The sequence below is a fragment of the Mesorhizobium sp. C372A genome (assembly GCF_030323245.1).
GTDB lineage: Bacteria > Pseudomonadota > Alphaproteobacteria > Rhizobiales > Rhizobiaceae > Mesorhizobium.
Window position 1 is genome coordinate 136,798 of record NZ_CP100475.1, and the last position, 20,258, is coordinate 157,055.

Consider the following 20,258-nt stretch of genomic DNA (forward strand, 5'->3'; position numbering starts at 1 on the left):
CTTTACCCCCCAAATCATGATTCGCCTTGATACCTCGACCGCCAGCTCTTCTGCGCCGCCCTCCGTTCCGGCCTGGGCGATCATAAGCGCCGGCGCGCCGAGCGACGGCGCCGCCGCCTTCCGGGCCGGCGCCGCCCTGGGCGCGCTCGACAAGCTTGCCCGCGGACAGCCTGCCTGGGCCGGGGCCTGGCGCCAGCGGCTGGCGCTTCGCTGCGCCGCCGCCAGCATGCTTCTCGCCGGCCGCTCAGAGGACGAATTCGCCCTGCGCGACGCCTGGTACCTGCGCCCGGCCGGCGTTGATCCCGGCCCCGCCGGCGCCATCCTTGGCGCCTGGCGACAACTGGCCCAGCAGCCGTCCGCCAACAGCGCCGCCGGGCTCGAAAAGATACTCAACCAGCTGGGCCTCCATCGGGATGTCGAGGCGCTGGCCGCGCTTTGTGAACACATCGACGACCTGGCGCGCTCGGAGCAGCCGGCGCATTCGCCGCGGCGGCGATCGCCGCCCGCGTCGTCGCCATGCGTCCCAATGCGGAACTGTTGGCCTGGTGGCTCGCCGACCTGGTGCTGGCGCAAAGCCTGCCCTGGCCGCTGCCGCTGCTGATGGCGGAAGCCTAACGATCAGCCGGCGCTGTTCGACACCGAGCTCGATCATCTGCCGCCGGAACTGCGCTGGCGCGAATGGATGGGCCGGGTCGAAGCGGTGATCTTTGCCGCCAGCGAACCGGTGACACGTAGTGTCCTCGCGCGGGTGGTGGGGAAAAATTGCAATATCGAGCTGATCATCGACGACATTCGCGCCGAGCTAGCCGGCCGGCCCTATGAGCTGGTCGCGGTCGCCGGCGGCTGGCAGCACCGGACCAAAAAGGTTTTTTGGGACGCCATCCATGCCGCCTTCGGCACGGCAGCGGGCGAGGGGGCAAAAGAACTGTCGCAGGCGGAGGCGCTGGTTTTGATGTGCATTGCCTACTTCCAGCCGATCACCCGTGGCGAGCTGTCGAGCTTTTTCGGCAAGGAGGTATCGCGCGATTTGATCGGCGTGCTGCGCGCGCAGGAGCTGATCGCCTCGGGGCCGCGCAGCCCGCAGCCGGGGGCGCCCTATACCAAAAATTTTCTGTCGCAGTTCGGGCTCGAAACGCTGCGCCAGCTGCCGGATTTCGACGCGCTCGAGGATGCCGGGCTGCTGTCGAAGGAGAAGCTGCTGGCCGGTAACATCATCCCAGGGTTTGCAAATATCGACGATGATGGCGCCAGCGGTTGGAGACGCAGGATACATAGTGCCGCATGTTGTCCACCGTCTCGACCCAGGAACTGGTAAGAAAGTTGAAGTTGCCTACATGGTGAGGCTGCGGGGCATCACCATCCTTGCAATCCTTTGCCTGAGTAGCCGGAGCCGGAAAAATACCCGAAGTCAAGACCAAAGCCAGTATAGAAAGCCGCGAGCAGTACATTTGTCTTCCCCCCTACCTGGCGGATCAATGTGCCAGAACGTGCGAAAACTGCAATCTTGCTTGACCTTCATCGACAAGCGGACGCGTGCCGCCACCTCCCTTCCGTCCGCGAAGGACCCAGACGGCGAGACCAGACGGCGTGCGTGGCGCAATCTTCTATCTGACGAGCGGCGAGATCGCGTGGATTGTCCCGCCGTGATCGGGATCATCTATTCGTCGAGCGCGGCGATCCGAACCTGGTCCACCTCACATGCGGTCGCCGCTCGCAACGGCTGCACCAATATCCCGCTTACGGCGGGTGCGACGGAAGAGGCCAAGACACCGCGGATGAGCGACGACCTGAATCCCAGGCCGATCAACGGCTGTATCGAGTACGGCCACAGCGGCGAGCGCACGCCTGCGCAGTTCATGGGGACAGCGCGCGACGATGAGCGCAACGACGAAGGCGATTTCTGCAGGCATGGCGCAACGGCCAAGCAGGTAAGCTCTTCGGATGGCGAGCTCCCCCCAAAAGGCTGGACGACGAAGTGCGCATTTTCTTTCCCAGTGATCCTGACAATTCCTCACATGGGGAACTTTGTGTCAAATTGAATCCTAGACCTCTATTTCGTCCGGTATCCAGGGTCTGAGCCCGATTGCGTGACGCGGTCCGCCGCGGGGCTCAGATGAACGAAACCATTCTCATGCACGGTAGTTGGAAGCCATGGAATTGTTCGGTTCGTTCACCTGGATTCGTCGGGCTGATTAGGCCCCAGGGATAGGAAATCACGTTCGATGCCGTCAGGCTGACTTCATGGCCGCTCCTTCTATGACGATGCCTGCGGTCGCGTATTTCCAGAGCGCGCGAGCAGCTTGCGGGCGAGCGCCACGATTGCGGACTTCTTGAGACGGCCGCCATTGCGTGTCACCCGTTCCCGAAACCAGCGGGCCGGCGCTGAGTCCGGCTGATGGCGCAGCCACAGCCAGGCGAGTTGGACCATCGTCACCCGTAATCGTGAATTACCCGCCTTCGAGACGCCCTGCTCGCGGTCGATCGATCCGCTCTGCCATGGCGATGGCGCGAGCCCGGCATAGGAGGCAACCTGCCTGCGGTTGTCGAAGTGCCGGAACAGCCCTTCGGAATGGAGGACCTCCGCGAACTCTGGTCCTATGCCCTTGAGTTTGAGCAGCATGGCGCCCGACATAGACGTATCTGCAATCTGCGCACTCAAAAGCGCGTCCCGCTCGGCCTCCACGGCCTTGATCTGTGCAAGCAGGAGTTCAAGACGATCTAGTTCTCGGTTGATCTGGGCCTTGATGCGGACAGGCAGCGCCCCAGTGCGAAGCTCATCCAGACGCTTGCGCCGATCGCGGCGTAGTGGTTAATAATCCCTAATTCCCTGGCTGAAGAGCAGGCCCTTGATCCGGTTGGAGTGCTCGATCCGCTCGGCGATCAACGTCTTGCGCTCCCGGTTGATCCGGCGACGGTCCTCGTCCTCGGGCGTTGGTACCCGCACCATCGAGCAGACACGCGGCTCTCCGCGCCTGTAGGCCATCAGTGTGCGGACCAGCGTCTCGCCGTCGATCCGGTCGGTCTTCGCACGGCGACGCCGACGCGACACGGCAATCGAAGCGGCATCGACATGGCTTTCGATCCAGTCTTCCTGGCGCAGCACCCGATCGATCCAGAACCCGTCGAGACCAGCTTCCTGAATCACCACGAGCGGATAGCACTTGCCCGTGCGCGCCTGCGCCTTCTTGCGCAGGTCATCAAAGCGCGCAAACAGTCCGGTGATATCGCCGCCGGTAACGGCGTGTCTCGACATTTTCTCTCCACCGCCCGGCGAGAGAGATGTGATTAGCCAAGTCGATTTCCCGAGTTCCATCGAAACAAAAATCGCGCCAAGATTGACGCGGATTGCGACAGACGCCTCTGGATGATCAGCTGCAGAATGCATGGTTCTCCTCCAGTGAGTTTTTGAGCAACCTCACTTTGCCACAACGTAGGTCGCTATCCACTCCCCATAGGATCTCATGCTCCCCTTAAGGACGCTAAGGCAATCTTGTCAGATCGTTTGCGAACGGGGTCGAAAAGGATATCGACGCCGTTCGCAATGCAATCACATCCCCATCGGCGAACGGCCAGACCAAGGGTCAGATCACCAAATTCAAACTCAACAAGCGGCAGATGTAGGGCCGCCCCAAGATCGATCTGCTCCAGGCGCGCGTTGTCGGTGCAACTTAGGATGAGATCGCAGTGGGAGTGCGTCAGACCCCCTTTTCGCACCGATCCCGGGAGCCCCCCATTTCGAGCCGATTGACAAGGAGACTTGGCCAATGAGCCCAAATTCCGTATCGGATTCCTTCACTGTTCTTACGCATTTTCCGCCGTCTCAGATCGTGAGGCTCACGTTGTAATCAGCCAGGAAATCCTGGAGGGTCAAGATATGCTCCACCTCCCTGAGGTGGTCGTTCGCATTGAGCAACGCGCGGGAACCGCTGACGGAAAGCAACGGTGCTACTGCCGCATTGTGGTCATTCAGCAGTGCGGTGAACCGGGCGCGCAGCATTCTGTCGTAGGTCGGATCCTGGATAGCCGGATACGCGCTCTTGACTCGCTGCACCACTGACTGCGGGAGCAGGTCCGCGGTGGCGGCACGAAGCAGACTCTTCTCGCGCCCGTCGAAAGTCTTGTGGGCCCATGGGGTGCCGAATACGTACTCAACGAGGCGGTGATCGCAATAGGGGACCCGCACTTCGAGACCCAGAGCCATGCTCAGCCGGTCCTTGCGGTCGAGCAGCGGCGGCAGGTAACGGGTGAGGAAGAGATAGCAGATCTCGCGCATGCGACGCTCGTGCGGATCGGCCGAGGCCGGTCCGGTCAGGGCGGGGACTTCCGCAAGTGCCCTGCGGTACTGCTCGTCGAGGTACCCGGGAAGGTCGAGCTTCTCAACGAGTCCGGGGTCTAGAGACTGTAGCGCAATGCCGTCGATGGCTTCGAACCAGGGAAACCTGTCGGCCTGAACGCGCGCGGGATCGCTGAAAAACCGGTAGCCGCCGAAAAGCTCGTCGGCCGCCTCCCCGGACAAGGCCACTATCGAGTGTTGCCGGATTGCCCGAAACAGCAGATAAAGCGAGCTGTCAAGATCGCCCATAGTCAACGGCAGATCGCGGGCGTGGAGGGTGGCGGCCCGCACGTTCGGGTCCATGAGTTTGTCCGCAGACAACGTGATGTCGGTGTGGTCGGTATCCACGAACTTCGCGACATCGTGCACGTACGGTCCGTCGGGTGTGGCGCGCGCCGGGTCGGGGGTAAAGTTGTCGGTGTAGCCGACGAAGTCGAGGGCGAAGGAGCGGATCCGTTCGTCGCTGACGCGCGCGGCTAGTGCGGTCATGGCCGAGGAATCAAGCCCACCCGACAAGAGCGTGCATAGCGGCACATCGGCGATGAGCTGCCGCTGGATCGTGTCCTCAAGCAACTCACGGACCTGCCGGACGGTGGTAGGCACGTCATCGGTGTGCCCATTGTCGGTAAGCTGCCAGTAGCTCATCTGCTGGATGCCTTCGCGTGTCACGCGGACGATGTGGCCGGGCCGTACCTCACGCATGCCGCGGAAGACGGTGCTGTACGGGTCGGCGAAGTAGCATAGTGTGCGCCGAAGCCCGTCGGCGTCCATGGCCGGTTCCGCGAGACTATTGGCGAGGATCGCCTTTGGCTCGGAGCCGAACAAAACTCCATGCTTAGTGGGATAGTAGTAAAGCGGCTTGATGCCGAGCCGGTCGCGTACGAGAAGTAGTTCGCGCTTGGCTGTGTCCCACAGTGCGTAGGCGAACATCCCGTTTAGTTCGTTCACCGCGGTGCAGGGATCCCGTCGGCCCCACTCGCGGTGGGCGTGCAGCACCACCTCGGTGTCACTACTCGTGTCGAACCGATGGCCGAGGGCGACGAGCCGTTGACGCAGCTCGCGGTAGTTGTATGTCTCGCCGCCGTAGACGAGCACCAAGGCGGGTTGGCCGTCCTCGTCGAGCGTCATCGGCTGGCGGCCGCCCTCGAGGTCGATGACCGCCAGACGGCGGTGGCCTAGCGCTGCGGGCCCGCCGATCCAAGTCCCCGCGTCGTCCGGACCGCGGTAGGCCATGGTGGCCGTCATGTCGGCAAGCTCCCTACGCGCGTCGGGACCTCCTAGGTCGCGATCGAAATCAATCCATCCACAGATGCCGCACATATTTTCGCTCCTTTGCCTTCGGTATTGTCGCGCAACTTTCGGGGGGATCAGGGGCATCGATGCCCGGGAACAGGTGATGAATCTTCAGTCCGCCTCATCGACTCAACGTGAGGTAAACTCGATGAGTCGCGACGATACATTCCCAAATGCTGACGCCCTAGCATATCACTACACAACGCGCACCGACCTGTTCTGGTAGTATGTCCAGTGCACCCAACGTGGATTGTGTCTGGCCAGGATCACGAGCGGGCTTCATTGAACCTCGCGCTCAAAGATGCGGAACGTCTCTGTGAGAAGCTCCATGAAGAGATCGATTTCCGGCTCACTGATGATGAGCGGCGGAGCGGCCATGAACCATTCCCCGAACTTTCCGCTCGCCGCGCGGCGGGAATAGATATGGAGGCCAAGATCGCGGGCGATCTCGGAGACGCGGTAAGATGCCTGTCTGGAGGCGGCGAAAATTGCCTTGGTGGCTTTGTCCTCGACGATCTCTACCGCGTTCAAAAGCCCCATGCCGCGCACATCGCCAATAGTTGTGCTTCGGTCCTTCAATGCGTTTAGCTTTTGCCGAAGGATGACGCCCATGCGCTGGGCATTTTCCATCAGATTCTGGTTCACCAACTCACTGAGAACCGCAACTCCGATCGCCGATGAAAGGGGATTGCCGGAATAGGTGTGGCCATGCAAAAAGCCACCAGATTCGACAACCTTGTCGACGATCCAGTTAGGGGCAATCATGGCGCCGAGTGGCGTGTATCCGGCGCTCAAGCCCTTCGCGCAGGCGACGAGATCGGGCAGGGCGTCCGGCCAGTGATGGGCGGCCAGGAAGGTTCCAGTTCTGCCGGCACCACACATCACCTCGTCGAAGATCAGCAGAACACCGTAGCGGTCGCAAATCTTCCGGACTTTGGAATAGTAACTGTTCGGCGCGACCAATGCGCCGGTGGCGACGCCGCCGACCGGTTCCATGATGAAAGCGAGTACCGTGTCGTCACCTTCCGCGAGAACCTGTCTTTCGAGCTCGTCCGCGCAGTGGTCGGCATAGGAGTGGACGTCGTAGCCCTCGGGGATACGATAGTCCAATGGTGCCGGGACCTTCGGCATTATCCGCATAATCGGGCCGAACATCTGGTCCCGATCCGGATCGCCGGTGATCGCAGCGGCCCCGAGGGTCGAGCCGTGATAGCCCGGCATGCGCGCAAGGATCTTCGAGCGTTTCGGTTGACCCGTGACCACGGCGTATTGACGTGCAAGTTTGAGGGTGGCTTCGATGGCCTCCGAACCGCCGGAGACAAGAAAAGTCTGGTCAAATCCCGAGCCCGCAAGCTCCGCGATCATCCTGGATAGCGTTTCGGTCGCCTCACTGGTGAACGCCGTACGGACGACATAGCTAAAGCGCTTCGCTTGGTCGATCATGGCGTCGCGTACGCGCTCGTTGCCATGGCCGATGTTGGCGGCGACCGCGCCGGACGACCCGTCGAGGTAGCGCTTGCCGTCGGTATCCCAGAAGAAGATGCCTTTGGCATGCGAAATCGTTGGCGTTTTGGTGACACCGCGCCCGGCGTAGAACGCCCCTCCGGAAGATTCCTTTTGAACGGGTTTGGGTTGCGTGCTCTGTGTGGACATCTTGCTGCCTTGTTTGCTAATTGGTTTCGGAAGGGAGGCCAGACTATTTACCGGCGCCGCACCTATGCGCGACGCTCACGCCACGACGCATGATTCAAGTGCCTCGCGGACGGAAAGAGCCTCCAACTTGAGAAGAGCTTCCTTCAGACGTACGGCATTCGCCTCGCCGATAATGGGGGTTACGAGAGTTAGGAACTTGGCTTCCACCTCCGCCGGCCCAAAAGCGGGGCCGCCGGGGGCGCCAGTCGGAATCTCAGCCTGCTCGGAAAGAGTTTCGCCATTCCGGAGGGTCACGTTGACGCGGGCAGGCAGGAGCTTTTTCGCATAGAACTTCTCATCGGCGCCTGCGAGTGTCGAAAGACTTATTCGGGACGCGGTTTCTTGGAGGTTTTTGTCGGCCAAGTCGTCTTCGCGCAGGCCCGTCGCGGAGGACTTGTCGTGCAGTTCGAGGGCGAGCGCATAAGGAATATGGAACGCGGCCTCCACGGTTGATTGCGGCCAAGGACCGTTGAAGTCGCGGACAAACTCGCTAACCGTTTCAACGTGAATGCCCTTCACGTCGGCACGGCCGAAACGGTGGCGGGTCAGCAACGCGCGCAAGCAGTCAACCGCCGTGTGGATCCAGCGGCAGACGCCAAACGGCTTGAAGCCGGTCTCGAGGATGAAATAGCGCTCGCCCCACCGATCGAGCATGTCTGAGGGTTCAAAGCGGTCGGATCCCCCCATCGCCCAGAACCCGTCGTCGCCGTCAAAGATGGTGCGATTGCCCTGGAAACCGGCGCGTACAAGGTCGATTGCCGTGATGGCTCCTTTGTTCGCCCATCCGTAGTTGTTCTTCAACAGGCTCATCGGCCGCGAATGGAATTTGCGCAGAAAGGGGAGTGGAGCATGCATTGGGGTCAGCCCGTAGGCATCCGCGGTCTGCACGGCGCTGAATCGGTGCAGCAGGCTTGCTGCGGTGCAGGCCCCGAAAATCTGCCAGGTGGCGTAGCCCTTGACTTGGCGGTCGCGGTCCTCGCTAGGACGCATGCCGGTGCCAAGGCGCAGGGACATTTCGTAGCCGCCGACAACCGCTGCAATCAGCTCCTTGCCGGAGCTGCCGACGTCTTCGGCGACAGCCAGGGCGGCCGGTATAATTGAAGCGCCTGGATGGCCGAAGAGGATGTAGGAATCGTCGAGGCTCAACATGCTGGCGCTATGCGCGTTAGCATGGGCCGCATTGGCCGGATGGAAGCGCAGCGACGTGCCAAACACAGTGCTGGCCCCGTCGGAATCGATGCGCCCCAAGCAAGGCGTCATCTGCTTGGCCCCGCGCGAAATGCTTCCCGCGATCATGCAGCCGACGTGATCGAGGACGAGAAGCTTGGCCTTGTCGCGTACGTGTGCCGGCAACTCGTCATATGTGAGACTGGAGACCGTATTGGCGACATCTTGCGTAAGCGACATGTTTTGAATCTCAATTAGGTACGCGGAGCCCACTCAAGGGAGGCTGACTGCTTTAGGCCGCTATTCGATCCGGCGAGTCCACTCAGTTGGAGGTCGCCTAGTTCTTGATCCAAGGTGTTCCAGCAGGCGATCTTCGGCTCGGATCCTGATCTGCTCGCCTCCCAGGACCGCGCTCATGTACTGAAGCGCATCGCTGCTGGGGCGTGCAGGCCTGGGCCTCACAAATTTTCCCGTGATGTCCGGCGAGCCCAGGTAGAACTTCAGCAACTCAAGCGCTTCTGCCTGGTGGCGCGCGCCCTTCGCAACGGCTAAGCGGTCGCCTACCAGAAGCGCGGTGTCAGAGGACTTGGCGATGGGCTGCCCTTCATTTTTGAGCGCCGGGGCGCGCGTCAGCCACATGAAGCCGGCATCATGTTCACAGTTGCCGAAGTCTTGGGTCGTCTGGTCGCCAGTTATCCACCGCAGCCCCATATTCGCGATGTTCGCCGCGTGTTCGGCGTGCGACGGCGCCTCGGTGTTCATCTCGCGTTCAATGAAGACGTCCCGATGGACATTGCCGGAGGGGTTCGAGGCTTTACCTGGACGCGCCGTTCGTCGGTACCGCCGGCCGGGTGCATGAATAAGCGTTGTGTTTTGGAGCATGATGCCGTCGTACACTTTCTTGTTGGCAGCCGACTAGCACTGCGCCGAGCGGGCGTTTGCTCTTGGTCCGTGAGCTCTTGCGGACAGCAGTGCATATGTCGTGCCAAGCAGAAAGTTGTTACTAAATAGGATAATAGCTTTTATACTGCCCTGTCGTATGTCCGACATCGTCCAAACATCGCCCGGTGCGGTAACGCGATTGAACGACCCGCTTCGTGTTCTTCCCAGATCGCCCACGTTGATGGTTATGCAGTCTCGTTCGGCAGTACCTCCTATTTATCCCTGCCGACCAGGATACAGGCTCGGGCTTACCGTCCGTCGCTCGACGGAACCCGCCGATTGCATCCCGGCCTTGATTCCCTCTACCGGTCCGATCGCAATGATGCGCGTGGCATCACTCAGATGATGGGGCTCAATCTATATCGACCGGTACATGTGAAGACGCTGACCGCCAGAAAGCGCACCGTCGAAAGTTATTACAGGACAGGCCATCGGCATTGACAGTGACATTCGCGGAATGCTGCGCAATTTCGGATTGAAAGAGTGATGGTCGGCACAATCAATACTAGGAAGGCTTTCGCAAATTCGTCGACGGCATTCCGGACCTGCTGGAGGTCATAGAGCCACTGCTTGACGCGCAGGGTCCTCGGTGAACACCTTGTTACTCTCCGTCGCAAGCTTCTGACGAACGTGCGCGAGGCGGGCACTGCGACGCCGGGCCGACGTTGAACCCGTCATCGGCAATCCAACCGCCGCAACGCCACACTCCCTCCCGGAAGCTCAACCGGCATAGCCACCTAACCGTGCTCACATTCGACGCCAATGCCGGAATTGGCTTTCTTCACGGGCGACTAACAAAGTGAGTTAGTTGCTTCTCAGTTCACCGTCAACATAGCTTTAAGGACGCCCCCGGCGATCGTTCCACTTGTTTCCTCTGAACCCATCATGGAGGAGTCAATATGCCGATTCCGAAGAGAAGATCTGGCCCGTCGGGATATCTAAAAGTTGTTCGAAATAGTTGCCAGCCTTTGCCATTCGAACATAGATGAACCAAGAGCCGCGAATGATATTGAGGTCCCCGGTGAGCTGGAAAGCTCGAAAACCCTTGATTTCAGAGCCTTCTCTGATTTGGGGTGGTTGAGGTCAAGGTGCTCCTGTACTTTTTTCCTGGCCGTTCCGCAGGTCACTCGCTTCTCTTCGCGGTCGGCGCCTTGGCCGCCGCATGATGGGGTCAGGAGAGCGAGGTGTCTCAATCTGTTTCACGACCTTGCCGGGTTTAGCGGCAGGTTCGGGTCTCTCAACGAGATCGCCTCGCCCATCGTCCCCACGGAACGATCTGGACATCGCCCGTTCGGGCGAAAGCTCCTTTCCTAACTCCTTCGATGTTTGCGGCGGGTTCACGCCGCCGGGGTAGCAATTTCCTTTCCAACGCGGAATTCGGTGGCGTCGGCCCACATCCGGTGCAGGATGACCGCCAACTTACGGGCCACCGCCACACGCGCCCGCGCCATGCCACGGCGCTTGGCGACATTCATGCCCCATGCCCTCAGGCTCGACCATTTCTTCGAGCGTACGAGCAGCGAATGCGCTGCCTCGTAGAGGGCCGTGCGGGCGAGTTCGTCGCCGCAGCGACTGATCCTGCCCTGGATGTCGGTCTCACCCGATTGGTAGCGCGCGGGCGTCAGCCCCAGATGCGCCCCAACCGCTTGGCTGGAGCCGAACCGCTCCGGCCGGTCGATGGTGGCGCGGAAGGTGAGCGACGTGATCGGGCCGACGCCGGGCGCCGACATCAGCCGCCGGCAGACCTCCTCCTTGCGCACGATGTCGAGAACCTGCCTGGTCAGCCGGGCGAACTCCTTGAGCATGGCGCCGAGGATCGCAAGCAGCGGCTCGACCATCGCCATCACTTCGGCGTCGGCGCCGACCAGCTCGCGCACCCGCCCGGCAAAGGCGGACCGCGACGGCAGGCCCAGCTTGACGCCGGCTTCGCGCAGCATGGCACGCACCACGTTCTCGATCGTGCGCATTTCGTTGAGAACCGTCCGGCGGGCGACCAGCAACGAGCGCCACAGCCGGCATTGTCTGCTCTTCACATGCACCTGCCGGTACCAGCCGGTGCGCATGATCTGCGCCAGCGCGCGGGCATCGTTCCTGTCGGTCTTGTTCGGCATCGTCTTCATGGCCGCATTGGCAGCCCGCGTCTCGATGCAGATCGCCGGCAGCCCTTCGGCGCGCAATCCGTCGTGAAGCCATGCCGTCAGTGAACAGGCTTCCAGCCCGACCCGCTCCAGCACCAGGTCGACTTTACGCAATGCCTCGGCCAAAGCCTGCGGCTCGCTCGCCGCTCGCGCCTCCTTCATGATGCGACCGCTCTCATCGACGCGCAGATCGCGGTCTCTTCCAAAGACACGTCCAGTCCGGCAAAGTACTTCATGGCTGCTCCTTCCCGATGTTTGTGGCGATTCCACATCGACCACGTTCTCACATCACGACAGGAGCAGCCGCCCTCTTCCGGCGTCGGCCGAGACCCCAATCACCCCATCTGTTTTGAAAATCGGCTTGCTATGGGTTCCGTCTGAGGCTGGGTTATGATTCAAGCTGTGGATGTGGACAGAGCAGAGCCGTGGCCGGATGGCCCAGATTGCCAAGAAGACCAAGCGCTACCCGTCTGATTTGACGGACGAGGAGTGGGAGCAGTTCGCACCGCTGATGCCCAAGCCTGGGCGTCGCGGGCGTCCGCGCGAGGTTGATTTCCGGGAGGTGGTCAACGCGGTGCGCTACCTGGTCCGCTCCGGTTGCGGTTGGCGGATGCTGCCGATCCATTTCGGGCCCTGGCAGACGGTCTACGGCTGGTTCCGCGAATTGGCGCGGCGCTTTCTGTTTCAGACCATCCACGACGTGGCGCGGATGCTGGATCGCGAGCGAGCTGGGCGCGAGGCCAGTCCCACGGCTGGCGTGATCGACAGATGGGGTATTCGGCTTGAGCCTCATCGTTTGGCGGTGACGCCATCAAGGTGCTGCGCTTCGAGCTGATGATAAACCGTGGTCGGTTCCCTGGAACAGCCACAAGCCATCAGGAAGGAGAAGCGTAGCATGAAACACTGTGCAGGATTGGACGTCTCGGTGAAGGAGACCGCAATTTGCATCGTCGACGAAATGGGCACAGTGTGCCGCGAGGTGAAGGTGCTGACCCATCCCGAGGATATTGCGCGGGTGCTCAAGGATCCCGCCTGGCGGTTGGAACGCGTCGGGCTTGAAGCCGGACCTTTGTCGCAATGGCTGTTCGAAGGCCTTGCCAAAGCCGGCCTGCCGATGATCTGCATTGAGACACGTCACACCAAGGCATTCTTGAAGGCGCAGGTGAACAAGACCGACCGCAATGATGCGCGCGGGATCGCGCAGATGATGCGGGTCAATCTGTTCCGCCCGGTGCATGTTAAGACCCTGACGAGCCAGAAGCGCCGGGCGCTGCTGACGGCGCGCAAGCTCTTAAAGGACAAGGCGATTGCCATCGAGAACGACATCCGCGGGCTGTTGCGCAACTTCGGTCTCAAGGTTGGCAAGGTCGGTGCGGTCAAGTTTGAGGAGCGGATCCGCGAGCTCACCGAAGGCATGCCCGATCTGGTCGAGATCGTCGAACCGTTGCTCGACGCGCGCCGCAAGCTGCGCCAGAATTACGCCGCCCTGCACCGCAAGCTTCTGGCGATCGTCCGGGATGATGAGGTTTGCCGCCAGCTGATGTCGATCCCCGGTGTCGGCCCCGTCGTGTCGCTGGCCTACACCGCGACGATCGATATCCCCGCCCGCTTCCGCAACTCCAAGGCGGTCGGTCCGATTTTGGGCCTGACGCCGGCGCTCCATGAATCGGGCGAAAGCCGCCGGGTGGGCGGGATCTCGTTATGCGGCGACGGCATGATGCGAACGTTGCTCTACGAGGCCGCGCAGACCCTGCTGACGCGGGTGACGAAATGGTCCTGGCTGAAGGCCTGGGCGATGGACGTCGCCAAGCGGCGCGGCCAGCAGAAAGCCATCGTTGCGCTCGCCCGCCGGCTGGCGGTGATCATGCATCGCATCTGGAGCGACGGCACACAGTTCCGCTGGACCAGGACGGAAATCAAGCCGGTCGCCGGCTGAACAATTAAACATCGCCCCCGATAGACGGGGACGACACGAGTTCCACCCATCGGTGGAAAGCTGTCCTTCGCGGGACGAGGATGAGGTGAGTTCGTCGACTGGCTTGGCTCGATTGCCCATCATCGGCAATCAAGGCGCTCGACAGATTGTTCCACCCATTCTTCTGAACCCCCATAGAGGGCAGGGCCAGAGCGCCGATCCCGGAGAGAAGCAAGGCCCCGCGAAAGACGTCCAAATGCCGGCAAAGCGAAAAAGAGCTAGGAGGTGCTTGACGTTAAACCGCCGAATAGGGAAGCCAGTCGATCAAGGCTCCGCAAGCTGAAACAAGGGGTTACGACGCCGGCAAGAAGATTGTCGGCCGCAAGCGACACATTGCCGTCGATACGGATGGACGGCTTTTGATGGTCAATCTCACCACCGCCGATATCTCCGACAGTGCCGGCGCTCAGGCAATCCTGGATGGTATCCGCAAGCGCTGGCCCTGGGTCAAGCCATCTGTTCGCCGACGGCGCCTATGACCGGCTGAAGCTCATGGACAAAGCCACCTATCTCGACTTCGTGGTCGAGATCATCCGTCGATCCGACGACCAGAAGGGCTTTGAGGTGCTGCCCCGCCGCTGGGTCGTCGAGCGGACCTTCGGCTGGATGACCCGATGGCGCCGCCTAGTGCGCGACTACGAGCAGCGCATCGACGTCTCTCACGCAATGATCCTCGTCGCAGTGGGCGGCAATCTGATCCGCCGAAACGCTCATCCGTGATTTTCAAAACAGATGGGGTGATTGGGGTCTCGGCCGACGCCGGAAGAGGGCGGCTGCTCCTGTCGTGATGTGAGAACGTGGTCGATGTGGAATCGCCACAAACATCGGGAAGGAGCAGCCATGAAGTACTTTGCCGGACTGGACGTGTCTTTGGAAGAGACCGCGATCTGCGTCGTCGATGAGAGCGGTCGCATCATGAAGGAGGCGCGAGCGGCGAGCGAGCCGCAGGCTTTGGCCGAGGCATTGCGTAAAGTCGACCTGGTGCTGGAGCGGGTCGGGCTGGAAGCCTGTTCACTGACGGCATGGCTTCACGACGGATTGCGCGCCGAAGGGCTGCCGGCGATCTGCATCGAGACGCGGGCTGCCAATGCGGCCATGAAGACGATGCCGAACAAGACCGACAGGAACGATGCCCGCGCGCTGGCGCAGATCATGCGCACCGGCTGGTACCGGCAGGTGCATGTGAAGAGCAGACAATGCCGGCTGTGGCGCTCGTTGCTGGTCGCCCGCCGGACGGTTCTCAACGAAATGCGCACGATCGAGAACGTGGTGCGTGCCATGCTGCGCGAAGCCGGCGTCAAGCTGGGCCTGCCGTCGCGGTCCGCCTTTGCCGGGCGGGTGCGCGAGCTGGTCGGCGCCGACGCCGAAGTGATGGCGATGGTCGAGCCGCTGCTTGCGATCCTCGGCGCCATGCTCAAGGAGTTCGCCCGGCTGACCAGGCAGGTTCTCGACATCGTGCGCAAGGAGGAGGTCTGCCGGCGGCTGATGTCGGCGCCCGGCGTCGGCCCGATCACGTCGCTCACCTTCCGCGCCACCATCGACCGGCCGGAGCGGTTCGGCTCCAGCCAAGCGGTTGGGGCGCATCTGGGGCTGACGCCCGCGCGCTACCAATCGGGTGAGACCGACATCCAGGGCAGGATCAGTCGCTGCGGCGACGAACTCGCCCGCACGGCCCTCTACGAGGCAGCGCATTCGCTGCTCGTACGCTCGAAGAAATGGTCGAGCCTGAGGGCATGGGGCATGAATGTCGCCAAGCGCCGTGGCATGGCGCGGGCGCGTGTGGCGGTGGCCCGTAAGTTGGCGGTCATCCTGCACCGGATGTGGGCCGACGCCACCGAATTCCGCGTTGGAAAGGAAATTGCTACCCCGGCGGCGTGAACCCGCCGCAAACATCGAAGGAGTTAGGAAAGGAGCTTTCGCCCGAACGGGCGATGTCCAGATCGTTCCGTGGGGACGATGGGCGAGGCGATCTCGTTGAGAGACCCGAACCTGCCGCTAAACCCGGCAAGGTCGTGAAACAGATTGAGACACCTCGCTCTCCTGACCCCATCATGCGGCGGCCAAGGCGCCGACCGCGAAGAGAAGCGAGTGACCTGCGGAACGGCCAGGAAAAAAGTACAGGAGCACCTTGACCTCAACCTAAGTTGCGGCAAAGGCGGCATCCCAATGTCGCGGCTGTCGCGCTCGCCAATAAGAATGCGAGGGTCGTGTGGGCCATGCTCTCGGGCGGCACAGTCTACGAGCACGCACCATCGGTGAAAGCAGCTTGAGGCGAAGCGGCAAACGAAGGAATAACAGAAGGAGGTCTCACCCCAGCAATTGCAGCAAAATGTAGGAGATGGTGAAACGGTCATTCCGTCGCTTCCCGAACCTGGTGTGTGGACCGGCTTGGCCAGTCGGCCAATGTCTAGGGGCCGATGAGGTGGAAGCGCGCGAAAATCCATCGGGGCTTGCGGCGACGACGTTGTCCAGCCGCATCAGGAAGCCGGATATACGTCAGCAGTTGTGACCGACAATCTTGATCTAGCCGACCTGTTGCAATCGGGCGGGGTCCATATACGTCCATACATGCCGCTGAGTTTTTCCTCCATCTGAGATTAGAGTCCGGCGCTTGATTGAAGGACGGAGAAAGCGGTTCACGGAAGAGATGGGGTATTCGGTTCAGCTCCCTGAACGTCTGGCCCCTTTTCGGATGATGACGTTTGTCTGATGCTCAGAGCCGACCTGGCAAGAGGAGATTGGTATGAGCGTTTATCCAGGACTGGATACTTCACTCGACGCGGTAGCTAATGCGTTATCGCCGAGACCGGCGAGATGCTGTGGCAGGGGAAGGTGCTCGCCGTCACGGCTGCACTTCAGCGATGGCGGAACGATCTAGTTCGCGTTGGCTTGGAAGCCGGTGCGACATCGGAGTGGATCGGCGGACACCTGGTCGACGAGGGCTTCCCTGTCGTGTGTCTCGAGAGTCGATATGTCAAAGCGGCTCTGGGCGCGATGACGGTGAAGACGGGCCGGAATGACGCACAGGGAATTGCACAGATTGTGCGCACAGGTTGCCGATTGCGCCGGCCGGCGCGCACTCTCGCAGCGATGGTGGCGGAGCATGTTGAATTGGCGTTGTTTGAACAGTCGCTCGGCAATATCGAGGGGCTCAATCGACCATTCTATGATCGCGAAGCTGACGCCGCGGAAAAAACGCAGGGTCGCTTCTGTTCGATGTTCGCGTCGACGGCGATACCTGGGTTCAGCGAATGGCCGCGATTGGATATGGCGTAACCGGCACGGCCATCATCGTGTGGAGAAGAACGGACATCTCAGAGCTGAATCGATAAACGGAGACACCGCTGTTTTTGCTGACAGAACTGGCCTGGAATGCGTCTCCGCTGAGTGGGCAAGCAACAGTCGACCACTGCAGAACGGTCAGCATCGTGCTGGCCAGCGGTGGCTGGAAACGGCGCCTGCGGTGGGTGCTGCTCCGGGATTGAAGCTGCCCTAGTCGATCTGTCCATGACAGGCTTGCTGTGCTTCCAAATAAGGCTTGAACCGTGGCTGTTTGGGTTGCCCCCATCAGTCCTGCCGGATTTCGGCGCGAGAATGAAGTCGAAAACGGGCTCAGGGTGGCCAGGCGTCGGCTCTCGCACAATAGCCGGGAAAGCTGCGGCCCGCTTCGGCGGCTACCGCGCGCGGCAGGTGTCATTCCGAGTGCGGCCTCAAAGGGCCGGCTGGGCAGAGAAAAAGTGCTGCAGGCCTTGCCGCGTGGCGCGCGGCAGCGACCCGCTCTCCGTCGCGCATATTCATCCCGGCCACTGCCAACAGAGTCAGTCCCTTGAAGAACAGCCGATGCTGAGTGCTTTGTTTTGCACCATGCCATAGATGGTCCCAAGCCTCATGATGAATGCAGGGCGTCGCCCCAGATTCCATGTGACGTGAATGGCATCAACGTGCGTTAGTTTTGCAGGGTATCCTGCGGGCACGCACAGGAGATCGATCAGGCGCTTGCGGTTGCAATCACTGCGGATCGTCGACTATGTCGGACATGAGACACAACGCCATGCGAGGCATCTCGTTGTTATAAAATGATCTTCTCATTTGGCACGATACGTGCTCCGCTATCCGCAGACACCCTGCGGCACGGATAGAGGAGAAATCATCCCATGATCACGCTACAACCGGTCGCCCCCGCGAAATTTGAGCTTTCCCGACCCAAGGGAGAACCTGGCGCTTGTTTTCCAGCCGACATCATTCTTCAGGTTGTCCGGACATGACCGCACTCGATTTGCGCCAAACGCTGAATACCCCCGACGATGGTCCCTATCCTTGGCTTGGAGATGTAGAGGGCGAAGGAGCGCGTGCCTGGGCGGCTAGCCAGTCGGCCAGAACCCTGGAGCACTTCGATAGAACCTTCGAGCGCGACCAAGACGCTCTGACAGCGATTTTTGACCGTCCCGATAACATTCACCTGATCACCCGCTGCGGACGACACGTCTACAATTTCTGCCGAGATGCCCGAAACCCGCGCGGACTGTGGCGCCGAACCACCCTTGCCGCCTATATGACGGCCGATCCCCAGTGGGAGCCTCTGGTTGATCTCGACGTCCTCGCCGCCAGCGACGGAGAGGACTGGATCTGGGGCGGCGCTTCGCTTGAGCCGGAGAGACGGGAAAGAGCCGTTCTACGGCTATCCCGTGGCGGCAGCGACGCGGTCGTGCATCGCGAATTCGATCTGGGAACTCTGAGCTTCGTCGCCGACGGCTTCAATCTGGCGGAGGCCAAGGGTGGCATTAATTGGCTCGACCCTGACACGGTTCTGCTTTCCAGTGCGCTGGGTGACGGCATGGCGACCCGCTGCGGCCATGCGCGCACCGTTCGGCTGTGGGAGCGTGGCGCGGATCCACTCACCGCGCCGGTAATCTTCGAATCCGGTTCCGAATCCCTCGGCGTATCTGGTCATCTGGACCGCGCCGCCGAGAGCGAGCGCCTTTGGTTTATCGAGCAGCCGGCCTTCTTTGAGGAGATCGGCCGAATTGGCGACAGGAGCGGGCCGAAGATGCAGATCGACCTTCCTCGGGACGCCTGGTGGGATGGCTTTGGCGACTGGCTGGCGGTAAAGCCGCGCAAGCCCTGGACAGTGGGAGGGACAACCCATGCCGCCGACACCCTGATCGGCATCTCGCTCTCTTCCTTCATCGCCGGAAAGCGCGATTTTAGCACGCTCTTTGAACTAGGCGACAGGCGCTCCTTGCAGTCATTTTTCTGGAGTGACGGGAAGCTCATCATCTCCTATCTCGCCGACCTCGTGCCGCGTTTCGAGATGTTCACCCCCGGCCGCCAGGAATGGAAGCGCCAAGCCCTCGAGACCATGCCGGCCGGAGGGACTGTTCACCTCTGGCCACTCGATGCGGAACGGCACGAGTCCAACGGAGAGGTCCTCGTTTCGGCTCAGGACCCCATCACGCCGCTGCAGCTTCTCCTATTCGACATCAATGGCGCGCCGCCTCTCGGCGCTCCAGTGATCCTGAAGCGCAACCCGGAGAATTTCGACGCATCCGGGCTGGTGGTCACGCGCCACGAGGCAGTCTCGACCGATGGTGAGATGATCCCCTATACGCAGATCGGCCCGGTGAACGGGAACGGGGATGCTCCGGTTCACCTCACCGCCTATAACGGGTTCGGTATATCGCGCCTGCCCTCCTACAACTCCGCGCTCGGCAAACTGTGGCTCGAACGCGGCGGCACGAGCGTGGTGGCGAACATCCGAAGGGGCGGCGAGTTCAGCACCCGTTGGCACGAGGCGGGTCGTAGGGAGGGCAAGCGCCTTGCCCATGACGATTTCGCCGCGGTTGCCGCCGACCTCGTACGACGGGGCATTACGCGACCAAGGCGGATTGCCGCCGACGGCGGCTCGAATGGCGGCCTCCTGATTGCCAATATGCTGACCCGCTATCCCGAGCGTTTCGGCGCGCTGTTCTGCACAATTCCGCTTATCGACATGAGCCGCTACACCAAGCTTTTGGAGGGCGCGAACTGGATTGACGAATATAGCGATCCCGACAAGCCGGAGGATTGTACTTTCCTCAAGGAAATCTCCGCCTATCACGTCGCGACGCCGGGGCAGCCCTATCCGCCGATCCTGCTTGCCACCTCGCAGCGGGACGACCGCGTCCACCCCGGCCACGCGCGCAAGATGGCCGCAAAGCTCCAGGCTCTTGGATATCCCGCTTATTTTTACGAGCTCCGCGCGGGCGGGCACGGTTACGGCAAGGACAATCAGGAGCGGGTCGCATTCATTGCCCTGGGTAACAATTTCCTTCGCAGGGCGATCGGCTGGCAAGCTGATCGGGTTCGATAGGTGGCCGGGACCAATAAGGGCAACCGTTCAACAAAAGTCATGGGTCTCTCCTTGAATGACGGATGTGCGGGCTGACGTTCCCGGCAGGGAGCCCGGAAAGCCGGCGGTTCGCCGCTCTGATGCGGCAGGCGTGATCACTGCGTCCGCCACAAAAGCGATATGACGATCGGGGCTGGGGGAAACTCGGTTCAATTCGAAGGCCCAGGTTTGCTTGACCGCCGCCTCAGGCGGAGCCCGATCGGCTCGCGGACGGGCCGGCGCGAAAGGTTCGGCGGGCTTTGGGGCTTTCGAAATGGGTTGTCAAAATTTGCGGTTGACATTTGCTTTCGCCGAATTGTTCGGTAGGGGATCAACACGCAGCGACTACTC

Annotated in this window: 10 protein-coding genes and 7 pseudogenes; 11 read left to right on the top strand and 6 right to left on the bottom strand. The window is 61.4% G+C overall.

What is annotated here, in order from left to right:
- Nucleotides 1–16: 16 nt before the first annotated feature.
- From NLY42_RS00590 to NLY42_RS00605, 4 genes and pseudogenes are all read left to right on the top strand, one after another.
- A pseudogene (locus tag NLY42_RS00590) lies at nucleotides 17–415 on the top strand (DUF1403 family protein); the annotation flags it as partial.
- A 101-nt stretch (nucleotides 416–516) separates the two neighbouring features.
- The gene (locus NLY42_RS00595; protein ID WP_023756265.1) at nucleotides 517–615 is read left to right on the top strand and encodes a DUF1403 family protein; all 99 of its coding nucleotides are present in this window, start codon (nucleotides 517–519) and stop codon (nucleotides 613–615) included.
- A gap of 67 nt (nucleotides 616–682) precedes the next feature.
- Entirely contained in the window at nucleotides 683–1,315 is a 633-nt protein-coding gene (gene scpB, locus NLY42_RS00600) for an SMC-Scp complex subunit ScpB (protein WP_023756264.1), read from the top strand.
- A gap of 193 nt (nucleotides 1,316–1,508) precedes the next feature.
- Nucleotides 1,509–2,039 carry a hypothetical protein gene (locus tag NLY42_RS00605; protein ID WP_156934611.1) on the top strand — a complete coding sequence of 177 codons (531 nt, stop codon included), beginning with the start codon at nucleotides 1,509–1,511 and terminating at the stop codon, nucleotides 2,037–2,039.
- 189 nt (nucleotides 2,040–2,228) lie between these two features.
- Here NLY42_RS00605 and NLY42_RS00610 read toward each other — a convergent pair.
- From NLY42_RS00610 to NLY42_RS00635, 6 genes and pseudogenes are all read right to left on the bottom strand, one after another.
- Nucleotides 2,229–3,385 (bottom strand): annotated as a pseudogene (locus tag NLY42_RS00610) (IS110 family RNA-guided transposase).
- 435 nt (nucleotides 3,386–3,820) lie between these two features.
- Nucleotides 3,821–5,710, bottom strand: a complete 1,890-nt coding sequence (asnB, locus tag NLY42_RS00615; RefSeq protein WP_023756624.1) for an asparagine synthase (glutamine-hydrolyzing) — start codon at nucleotides 5,708–5,710, stop codon at nucleotides 3,821–3,823.
- Between the two features lie 195 nt (nucleotides 5,711–5,905).
- A complete protein-coding gene (locus NLY42_RS00620; RefSeq protein WP_023756110.1) occupies nucleotides 5,906–7,279 on the bottom strand; it encodes an aminotransferase family protein in 1,374 nt (457 codons plus the stop codon).
- Nucleotides 7,280–7,354: 75 nt separating this feature from the next.
- Entirely contained in the window at nucleotides 7,355–8,725 is a 1,371-nt protein-coding gene (locus NLY42_RS00625) for an MmgE/PrpD family protein (RefSeq protein ID WP_023756623.1), read from the bottom strand.
- Between the two features lie 60 nt (nucleotides 8,726–8,785).
- Nucleotides 8,786–9,382 carry an extracellular solute-binding protein gene (locus tag NLY42_RS00630; protein WP_286488988.1) on the bottom strand — a complete coding sequence of 199 codons (597 nt, stop codon included), beginning with the start codon at nucleotides 9,380–9,382 and terminating at the stop codon, nucleotides 8,786–8,788.
- A gap of 1,382 nt (nucleotides 9,383–10,764) precedes the next feature.
- A pseudogene (locus NLY42_RS00635) lies at nucleotides 10,765–11,801 on the bottom strand (IS110 family RNA-guided transposase).
- A gap of 170 nt (nucleotides 11,802–11,971) precedes the next feature.
- Between NLY42_RS00635 and NLY42_RS00640 the strand changes: the two are divergent.
- The 7 genes and pseudogenes from NLY42_RS00640 to NLY42_RS00675 all read left to right on the top strand — a co-directional run.
- A pseudogene (locus tag NLY42_RS00640) lies at nucleotides 11,972–12,358 on the top strand (transposase); the annotation flags it as partial.
- A gap of 102 nt (nucleotides 12,359–12,460) precedes the next feature.
- Nucleotides 12,461–13,501 (top strand): IS110 family RNA-guided transposase, encoded by a 1,041-nt coding sequence (locus tag NLY42_RS00645; protein ID WP_023756615.1) that lies wholly within the window; start codon nucleotides 12,461–12,463, stop codon nucleotides 13,499–13,501.
- A 293-nt stretch (nucleotides 13,502–13,794) separates the two neighbouring features.
- Nucleotides 13,795–14,260, top strand: a pseudogene (locus NLY42_RS00650) (IS5 family transposase); the annotation flags it as partial.
- A 120-nt stretch (nucleotides 14,261–14,380) separates the two neighbouring features.
- The gene (locus NLY42_RS00655) at nucleotides 14,381–15,418 is read left to right on the top strand and encodes an IS110 family RNA-guided transposase (protein WP_023756614.1); all 1,038 of its coding nucleotides are present in this window, start codon (nucleotides 14,381–14,383) and stop codon (nucleotides 15,416–15,418) included.
- 263 nt (nucleotides 15,419–15,681) lie between these two features.
- A pseudogene (locus NLY42_RS00660) lies at nucleotides 15,682–15,810 on the top strand (IS110 family transposase); the annotation flags it as partial.
- An 820-nt stretch (nucleotides 15,811–16,630) separates the two neighbouring features.
- A pseudogene (locus tag NLY42_RS31915) lies at nucleotides 16,631–17,025 on the top strand (hypothetical protein).
- A 776-nt stretch (nucleotides 17,026–17,801) separates the two neighbouring features.
- Nucleotides 17,802–19,889 carry a prolyl oligopeptidase family serine peptidase gene (locus tag NLY42_RS00675; RefSeq protein WP_031245077.1) on the top strand — a complete coding sequence of 696 codons (2,088 nt, stop codon included), beginning with the start codon at nucleotides 17,802–17,804 and terminating at the stop codon, nucleotides 19,887–19,889.
- The last annotated feature ends 369 nt before the right edge of the window (nucleotides 19,890–20,258 follow it).

What these genes read in the sequence shown, in the direction of transcription:
- NLY42_RS00595 (WP_023756265.1), top strand. Translation starts at nt 517, where the DNA reads ATGCGTCCCAATGCGGAACTGTTGGCCTGGTGGCTCGCCGACCTGGTG.
- scpB (WP_023756264.1), top strand. Translation starts at nt 683, where the DNA reads ATGGGCCGGGTCGAAGCGGTGATCTTTGCCGCCAGCGAACCGGTGACA.
- asnB (WP_023756624.1), bottom strand. Translation starts at nt 5,710, where the DNA reads ATGCCCCTGATCCCCCCGAAAGTTGCGCGACAATACCGAAGGCAAAGG.
- NLY42_RS00620 (WP_023756110.1), bottom strand. Translation starts at nt 7,279, where the DNA reads ATGTCCACACAGAGCACGCAACCCAAACCCGTTCAAAAGGAATCTTCC.
- NLY42_RS00625 (WP_023756623.1), bottom strand. Translation starts at nt 8,725, where the DNA reads ATGTCGCTTACGCAAGATGTCGCCAATACGGTCTCCAGTCTCACATAT.
- NLY42_RS00645 (WP_023756615.1), top strand. Translation starts at nt 12,461, where the DNA reads ATGAAACACTGTGCAGGATTGGACGTCTCGGTGAAGGAGACCGCAATT.
- NLY42_RS00655 (WP_023756614.1), top strand. Translation starts at nt 14,381, where the DNA reads ATGAAGTACTTTGCCGGACTGGACGTGTCTTTGGAAGAGACCGCGATC.
- NLY42_RS00675 (WP_031245077.1), top strand. Translation starts at nt 17,802, where the DNA reads ATGACCGCACTCGATTTGCGCCAAACGCTGAATACCCCCGACGATGGT.